Source organism: Streptomyces sp. SID5910, from assembly GCF_009862125.1.
Lineage (GTDB): Bacteria > Actinomycetota > Actinomycetes > Streptomycetales > Streptomycetaceae > Streptomyces.
On sequence record NZ_WWHX01000474.1, the window covers coordinates 1 to 7849 of the forward strand.

The following is a 7849-nucleotide window of genomic DNA, read 5'->3' on the forward strand; positions in this document are numbered from 1 at the left end:
TAAGGCCACCGGGACCTTCGAGTTCAGCCACTACCTGAACGGCAAGGGCGCCCGCGCCAAGGCCACCGTCGACTGCCTGCTGACCGGCGGCGACGTGGCCGTGGTGTCCGGCGTCATCACCGCCTCCGACCTGCCCGGCGCCACGGGCAAGCGGGTCGGCGTCACGGTCCACGACCTCGGCCGCCACGACCGCCTGGGCTACAGCTGGGCCGCGACCGGATCGCCCGCCGAGACCGACGGGCTGCTGCCCCGGTGCGTGGGGTCGGCACCGTTCGAGAAGGTGAAGCAGGGCACCGGCGACTTCAGGGTCGTGCCCTGGCAGCCGAAGCTGTAGTCCGGCCGGCCATCAGCACCACCGCCGTCAGCAGGTACGGCACCGCGAAGATCGCGAACGCGGTGCCGTGCCCCGTCTGCGACGCGGCCAGCCCGTACCCCCCGTACACCGCGACCGTGCCCAGCTCGGTGCCCAGGCCCGCCACGGAGGTCAGGGTCGCCCGGCCGGCGTCGTCGATACGTCGCTGGAGGCGTGCGTCGGCGAGCACATGCGCCAACTGGAAGCCGCCGAACGCGACGGCGACCAGCGTCAGCCCCATCGGGGTGCCCGCGCCGGCGCCCACGGCCAGGGCGAGCGCGGCGCCCGCGAGCAGCGCGCCGAACCCGGTGTTGCCGAGCCGTTCGGCGGGCCCGGCCAGCAGGCCGCCGGCCGTGGCGCCGGCCCAGATCAGCAGGAGCAGCCACGGCACGGTCGCCTCGGCCACGCCGGTGTCGCGCACCAGCAGGGGCGTGTACTCGTCGAGGGCGCCCCACACGGCCCCCACCGCCGGGACGAGCAGCAGCGCGCCGCGCACGGACCGGTCGGCGCGGGCCTCGGCGAGGCCGGACCGCAGGGTCGCGGCCCAGCCGTCGTCGGTCGTCACCGGCGTGCGGTGCTCGGGGAACCGGGTCGCCAGGGCCGCCGCCAGCAGGCAGACCAGGATGCTCGCCGCCCCCACGGCCGGGTAGCCGCCGTGGGCGAAGACCGGCCCGGCCAGTCCCATCGCGGCCATCACGGCCACCAGCCCGGCCGAGCGGGCGCGGCCCATGACACGGGCGTAGCGGCCGGCGGCGCCGAGCCGGTCGAGTTCGTCGTGGACCAGCGCCTCCAGCGCGCCGGACCCGAGCGCTCCGCCGGCGCCCCACAGCACGAAGCCGAGCGCGAAGGCGCCGTACGACGGCACGAGCACCCACAGGGCGAAGCCGGCGGCGGTGAGCAGCGGGCCGAGCCACAGGAGCAGCCGCCGGGAGACGGCGTCGGCCCAGGCGCCGGAGGGGACCTCCAGCAGGACGCCGGTGACCGACCACAGGGCGAAGAGGGAGGAGATCTGCCAGAGGGACAGCCCGGCGTCGCTGAAGAGCAGCGCGTACACCGGGTACAGCAGGACGAAGTCGTCGAGGAACGCGTAGCCGTACAGCGTGGCCGTCAGCCGCCGGTAGCCGGCGGGCGGCACACGTGTGGGTGCGAGAGTCATGAGGCCTTCCCGAGGAAGCGGACCGGACACCGGAGATACGGCGTCCGAGGCGGTCCTCGGGGACGGGCACGGCTGGTGAATCAATGTCGCCAGGTCATGGCACCGATGCTAGACGGCACGGCGCCCCTGGGGACAGCGTTTATGCGGGCGACCCCGACGAGAAGCGGCGCAGCAGCGGGGAGAGCACCAGCACGGACTTGGTGCGCTCGACGAACGGCTCGCCGGCGATCCGCTCCAGGACCCGTTCGAAGTGGCGCATGTCGGAGGCGAAGACCTGGGCGATCGCGTCCGCGTCCCCGGTGACGGTGGACGCGGCCACGACCTCCTGGTAGCGCTCCAGGCCCCGCTGGATGGTTTCCGGCGAGGTGTTGCGGCGGCAGAAGATCTCGACGAACCCCTCGGTCTCCCAGCCGAGCGCGGCGGGGTCGACCCGTACGGTGAAGCCGGTGATGGCGCCGGTGGCGCGCAGCCGGTCCACGCGCCGTTTCACGGCGGGCGCGGACAGGCCGACCGACTGCCCGATGTCCGCGTAGGAGCGGCGGGCGTCCTCGGCGAGGGCGTGCACGATGCGTTCGTCGAGATCGTTCAGCACTGCGGGTCGTTCACTTCACTTCTGGTGCGCCCGGACCTCGGACGTGTCCGGCGTGGCGAGTCGGGAACGGCGGTGGCCGTACACGAAGTAGAACACGAGCCCGGCGGCCATCCAGACACCGAAGACCACCCAGGTGACGGTGGACAGGCTGCCCATCATCCAGACGCAGAAGCCGAAGCCCAGGGCGGGCAGGACCGGGGAGAGCGGCACGCGGAAGGTGCGGGGCATGTCGGGGCGGGTCCGGCGCAGCACCACGACGGCCACGTTGACCAGCGCGAAGGCGAACAGGGTGCCGATGCTGGTGGCGTCGGCGAGCTGTCCGAGCGGGATGGCGGCGGCGAGGACGCCGCAGAACAGGGAGACGATCAGGGTGTTGGCGCGGGGCGCGCCGGTCTTCGGGTGGACCTTGGAGAACACCTTGGGCACCAGTCCGTCGCGGGACATGGCGAACAGGACGCGGGTCTGGCCGTAGAGGACGGTCAGCACGACGCTGGCGATGGCGACGACCGCGCAGAAGGCCAGGAGGGTGCCCCAGAAGCTCTGTCCGGTGACGTCGGTCATGATCTGGGCGAGGGCGGCCTCGGAGTCGTTGAAGCCCTTCCACGGCTTGGCACCGACGGCGACGGCGGCGACGAGGACGTAGAGCAGGGTGACGATGACGAGCGAGAGCATGATCGCGCGGGGCAGGTCGCGCTGGGCGTTCTTCGCCTCCTCACCGGCGGTGGAGGCCGCGTCGAAGCCGATGTACGAGAAGAAGAGGGTCGCGCCGGCCGCGCTGACGCCGGCCATGCCGAGCGGCATGAAGTTCTCGTAGTTGCCGGAGCGGAAGCCCTGGACGCCGATGGCGCAGAACAGCACCAGCGCGGCGATCTTCACGAGGACCATGATCGTGTTGGCGCGGGCGGACTCGCGGGCGCCGCCCAGCAGGAAGGTCATGGCGAGCAGCACCACGATCAGGGCGGGCAGGTTGAAGATCCCGCCGTCGCCGGGCGGGGCGGACAGCACGGCCGGGATGGTGACGCCGAGGGTGCCGTCGAGGAGTTCGTTCAGGTACTCGCCCCAGCCGACGGCGACGGCGGCGACGGAGACCCCGTACTCCAGGACCAGACACCAGCCGCAGATCCAGGCGACCAGCTCGCCCATGGTGGCGTAGGCGTACGAGTACGAGGAGCCGGCGACCGGGATGGTACCGGCCAGCTCGGCGTAGGACAGGGCCGAGAAGAGCGCCGTCAGGCCGGCGATGACAAAGGAGAGGGTGACCGCCGGTCCGGCCTTGGGGACGGCCTCGCCGAGGACGACGAAGATGCCGGTGCCCAGGGTGGCGCCGATGCTGATCATCGTGAGCTGCCACAGGCCGAGAGAGCGGCGCAGGCTGCCGCCCTCGCCCTGGCCGCCCTCGGCGACCAGCCGTTCCACGGGCTTGCGGCGCATGAGGCGCGCGGCCAGCCCGGGGGACGCGGGGCCGGCCGGTGTGTCGTGGTGCGGGGGTGCGCCGTGGTCGAGCACGCGTTGACTCCTCTGTCGCTGCCGGTCGCGCCGCCCGGTGTCGAGCGGGCTCTTTCGCGGCGGGCTTCTGGAGCGGCGGGGACCGGCGGCGTCCCGCGCGGAAGCGGGGACCCACCGAGCGGGGTCCTCGCCACGCCACGTACAGCGAAGAACCCTATGAGGGTCGTGTTCCCCGGGGTAATGCAGCAACCTTGCGCGTCTCCGCACGATCGTTGCGTTCGTCGGGGGAAGGCGTGCGTTCGTTGCGCGGGGGCTGTCCAGCGTTGCGCAGGGCGACGGTCAGGGGTGGGCCGGAGGCGGATCGCCCCTGGTCAGCGCCCGTCCGTTCCCGGGAAGTCGTACGGCCCCCGTCCGCCCGGGCGACGGGAGGACGGGGGCCGTACGGGGCGGTGTGCGGGTCAGCTCCAGCTGGCGTGCAGGGGCTTGCCCTCGGCGTAGCCGGCGGCGCTCTGGATGCCGACGATGGCCTTCTCCGCGAACTCTTCCAAGGAGGCTGCGCCGGCGTAGGTGCAGGAGGAGCGGACGCCCGCGATGATCGAGTCGATCAGGTCCTCGACGCCCGGACGGGTCGGGTCGAGGAACATGCGGGAGGTGGAGATGCCCTCCTCGAAGAGCGCCTTGCGGGCCCGGTCGTACGCCGACTCCTCCGAGGTGCGGTTGCGCACCGCGCGGGCGGAGGCCATGCCGAACGACTCCTTGTAGGGGCGCCCGTTGGCGTCGTGCTGGAGGTCGCCCGGGGACTCGTAGGTCCCGGCGAACCAGGAGCCGACCATGACGTTGGACGCGCCGGCCGCGAGGGCCATCGCGACGTCGCGGGGGTGGCGGATGCCGCCGTCGGCCCACACGTGCTTGCCGTACTTCTTCGCCTCGGCGGCGCACTCCAGGACGGCGGAGAACTGCGGCCGGCCGACGCCGGTCATCATGCGGGTCGTGCACATGGCGCCGGGGCCGACGCCGACCTTGATGATGTCCGCGCCCGCCTCGATCAGGTCGCGCACGCCCTCGGCGGAGACGATGTTGCCGGCCACGATCGGGACCTGCGGGTCGAGGCCGCGCACCACCTTGACGGCGCTGATCATCGACTCCTGGTGGCCGTGCGCCGTGTCGATGACGAGGGTGTCCACGCCCGCGTCCAGCAGCTGCTTGGCCTTGCCCGCCACGTCGCCGTTGATGCCGACGGCGGCGGCGATGCGGAGCCTGCCCTGCGCGTCGACGGCCGGGGTGTACAGCGTGGCGCGCAGGGCGCCCTTGCGGGTGAGGATGCCGGCGAGGCGGCCGTCCTTGTCCACGGCGGGCGCGTAGCGGCGGTTGGCGGCGTCGAGGGTGTTGAAGGCCTCGCGCGGGTCCAGGTCCGCGTCGATGAGGATCAGGTCCTTGGACATGACCTCTTCGAGCTGGGTGAAGCGGTCCACGCCGGTCAGGTCGGTGTCGGTGACCACGCCGAGGGGCTTGTACTCCTCGTCGACGACGACACCGGCGTTGTGCGCGCGCTTGGGCAGCAGGGCCAGCGCGTCGGCGACGGTCTGGTGCGGGGCCAGCACGATCGGGGTGTCCAGGACGTGGTGGCGGCTCTTCACCCAGGAGACGACCTCGGTGACGACCTCGATCGGGATGTCCTGCGGGATGACCACGAGGCCGCCGCGACGGGCCACCGTCTCGGCCATGCGGCGCCCGGCGATGGCGGTCATGTTGGCGACGACCAGGGGGATGGTGGTGCCCGTGCCGTCCGGGGCGCCGAGGTCCACGCCCTGCCGGGAGCCGACGGCGGACCGGCTCGGCACCATGAAGACGTCGTCGTACGTCAGGTCGTACGAGGGCTGGATGTCATTGAGGAAACGCACGTGCTGCACATCCCAGTCGATCAGAGGTGGCCCCCGGACAGGTCAGCCAGGGGGAAAGAGCACGTACTTCATTCTCCCACGACCGGCCGCCGAATATCCCCGGGCAGATCATCCAGGCTGGTCAGCGGCCTCCTTGGAGGAACCTCCAGGACCCAGTGTCACGAAGAGCCCGGGGCCTCGGTCGGTGGCCTCGGCGAAGACCTCCTCGGCGACGGCCCACTCGTCCGGCCGCGCCTCGGCGTACCCGCGCCAGCCCCGCACGAGGAGCAGCAGACCCCGCTCCGCCGCCTCCTCGGGCCAGACGGACGGGTCGGCCAGGGAGTCGGCGAGCGCGTCCCAGTTGCGGCCGAACCACTCGGGCAGGTCCAGGGCACGGGCGCAGCGGTCCATGAGGCCCGCCTTGTCCGTGACCCCGTCGAGGTCCAGCGTGACCACGAGCCGGCCCGCGGGGTCCTCCGTCATGCCTCGCCCTCTCTCTGACTGGTCGTCAGACCCCGTCGGGGTCCGAGCGGTTGAGCGTCGGCTTCGGCGTCGTGCCCGCCGTCATCAGGTAGTCCGCGGCCGACGTGTCCGTCACCAGGCTGGTGACCAGACCGGACCGCAGCACCGCGTCGATGGCCGCCGCCTTGCGCTGCCCGCCCGCGATCGCGACGACCTCGGGGATACGGCGGAGCTGGTCGGCCTTGACCGTGATGCACCGCTCCCCCAGGTCCCGGCCGACCCGGCGCCCCTCGGCGTCGAAGAGGTGCGCGGACATCTCGGCGGCGACACCGAGGGACGCGTAGTGCGCGCGCTCCTCGTCGCTGAGCATGTCGTGCACCGTCGAGATGCCGGGCTCCCAGGAGCCGATGGAGACGCAGGCGACCGTGACCTTGTCGAAGTACTCGAAGGCCCGGGCGATCCCGGTCTGGTGGCGCAGCGCCTGCGCGGTGGCGGCGTCCGGCAGCAGCATCGGCGCGTAGATGGGGTGGGCGTCGCCGCCGGACACCTGGGCGGCGCGGCGGACGGCCTCGACGGAACCGCGCTCGGCGGTCCCGGCGTCGTACACGCCCGTCAGCTGCACCACCGTGCACGGCGGCAGCCGGTCGAGCGCGGCCGCCATGTGGATCGTGGAGCGGCCCCAGGCGAGGCCGAGCACATCTCCCTCGTTGACCAGCTCGCCGAGCAGGTCGGCGGCCACCTCGCCCAGGTTCTCGGGGTCGGGTGTCTCCTCGGCGTCGGCCGGGGACTCCACCACGACGGCGTGCCTGAGGCCGTAGCGGGCCCGCAGGGCGTCGGAGCGCTCCGCGTCCAGCTCGGCCGGTACGCGGATCTCGATTCGTACAAGGTCTCTCTCGAGGGCGGTCTCGAGAACCCTGGCCACCTTGAAGCGGCTGACGCCGAACTCCTCCGCGATCTGGATCTTGGACTTGCCCTCGAGGTAGAAGCGGCGGGCCATGGCCGCCGCCTGGACCAGCTCAGCGGGTCCCATCCGCATGGCTGAACGGCCCGCCGACATACCCGACACGGCGATCTCCTCACTGCTGTTCACACTCTGGATACGCCGTTCATCCTGTCAGATTCGACGCACTCGATCAGCCCTGATGAGAGCCGTTCACGTTCTGTTCCTCAGTGGTCGCACGCCCAGGACGCCTTGGCGGTCGCCGCCTCGGCCTGGTTGCGCAGTGCACGTACCGCCTCGGCCGGGTCGGACGCCCCGTACACGGCGGACCCCGCGACGAAGACGTCGGCGCCGGCGTCGGCGCACTGCTCGATGGTCGACGCCGAGACACCGCCGTCGACCTGGAGCCACAGCTCCAGACCGTGCTTCCTGATCAGCTCTCGGGTGCGGCGGATCTTCGGAAGCATGATGTCGAGGAACGCCTGCCCGCCGAAGCCCGGTTCAACCGTCATGATCAGCAGCATGTCGAGCTCGGGGAGCAGGTCCTCGTACGGCTCGATCGGCGTCGCGGGCCGCAGCGCCATGGAGGCGCGGGCGCCCTTGGCGCGGATCTCGCGGGCCAGCCGGACCGGTGCGGAGGCCGCCTCGACGTGGAAGGTGACGGAGCCGGCGCCGGCCTCGACGTACTGGGGCGCCCAGCGGTCGGGGGCGTCGATCATGAGGTGGCAGTCCAGCGGGATGTCCGTCGCACGGGCCAGGGACTCCACGACCGGCACGCCGAGCGTGAGGTTGGGGACGAAATGGTTGTCCATGACGTCGACGTGGAGCCAGTCGGCTCCCTCGACCGCCTTGGCCTCGTCCGCGAGGCGGGCGAAGTCGGCGGACAGGATGCTGGGGTTGATCTGCGCGGCCATGTCCCCAAGATTGCCATGCCCTCCGGGGGTGTGGGGTGCGGGGTTGTTCTTCGGCCGCGGGCCGTCCCTGGTTGATCGCGCAGTTCCCCGCGCCCCTGACGGGGCGC

The 7849-nt window shown here is 72.1% G+C and carries 7 protein-coding genes and 1 pseudogene; 1 reads left to right on the forward strand and 7 read right to left on the reverse strand.

Annotated features, from left to right (window positions below; genetic code table 11):
- Positions 1-334, forward strand: a pseudogene (locus GTW67_RS16720) (Repetin); the annotation flags it as partial.
- On the opposite strand, the gene GTW67_RS16725 reads toward GTW67_RS16720, so the two are convergent.
- The 7 genes from GTW67_RS16725 to rpe form a co-directional block, all read right to left on the reverse strand.
- A complete protein-coding gene (locus GTW67_RS16725) occupies positions 303-1508 on the reverse strand; it encodes an MFS transporter (protein ID WP_161165620.1) in 1206 nt (401 codons plus the stop codon). The pseudogene GTW67_RS16720 and the gene GTW67_RS16725 overlap by 32 nt on opposite strands.
- A gap of 139 nt (positions 1509-1647) precedes the next feature.
- Positions 1648-2100: an Lrp/AsnC ligand binding domain-containing protein gene (locus GTW67_RS16730; protein WP_161165621.1), complete on the reverse strand. Its 453-nt coding sequence runs from the start codon at positions 2098-2100 to the stop codon at positions 1648-1650.
- A gap of 15 nt (positions 2101-2115) precedes the next feature.
- Entirely contained in the window at positions 2116-3606 is a 1491-nt protein-coding gene (locus GTW67_RS16735; RefSeq protein WP_161165622.1) for an amino acid transporter, read from the reverse strand.
- Positions 3607-4004: 398 nt separating this feature from the next.
- Positions 4005-5447 carry a GuaB1 family IMP dehydrogenase-related protein gene (locus GTW67_RS16740; RefSeq protein WP_161165623.1) on the reverse strand — a complete coding sequence of 481 codons (1443 nt, stop codon included), beginning with the start codon at positions 5445-5447 and terminating at the stop codon, positions 4005-4007.
- A gap of 108 nt (positions 5448-5555) precedes the next feature.
- Complete coding sequence (locus tag GTW67_RS16745; RefSeq protein ID WP_161165624.1) at positions 5556-5909, reverse strand: barstar family protein; 354 nt, start codon at positions 5907-5909, stop codon at positions 5556-5558.
- 25 nt (positions 5910-5934) lie between these two features.
- Positions 5935-6978, reverse strand: a complete 1044-nt coding sequence (locus tag GTW67_RS16750) for a sugar-binding domain-containing protein (protein ID WP_161165625.1) — start codon at positions 6976-6978, stop codon at positions 5935-5937.
- Between the two features lie 77 nt (positions 6979-7055).
- Positions 7056-7742 (reverse strand): ribulose-phosphate 3-epimerase, encoded by a 687-nt coding sequence (gene rpe, locus GTW67_RS16755; protein ID WP_161165626.1) that lies wholly within the window; start codon positions 7740-7742, stop codon positions 7056-7058.
- Positions 7743-7849: the final 107 nt, after the last annotated feature.

Excerpts from the sequence above, each read along its gene's own strand:
- GTW67_RS16725 (WP_161165620.1), bottom strand. The coding sequence starts at position 1,508 with ATGACTCTCGCACCCACACGTGTGCCGCCCGCCGGCTACCGGCGGCTG.
- GTW67_RS16745 (WP_161165624.1), bottom strand. The coding sequence starts at position 5,909 with ATGACGGAGGACCCCGCGGGCCGGCTCGTGGTCACGCTGGACCTCGAC.
- rpe (WP_161165626.1), bottom strand. The coding sequence starts at position 7,742 with ATGGCCGCGCAGATCAACCCCAGCATCCTGTCCGCCGACTTCGCCCGC.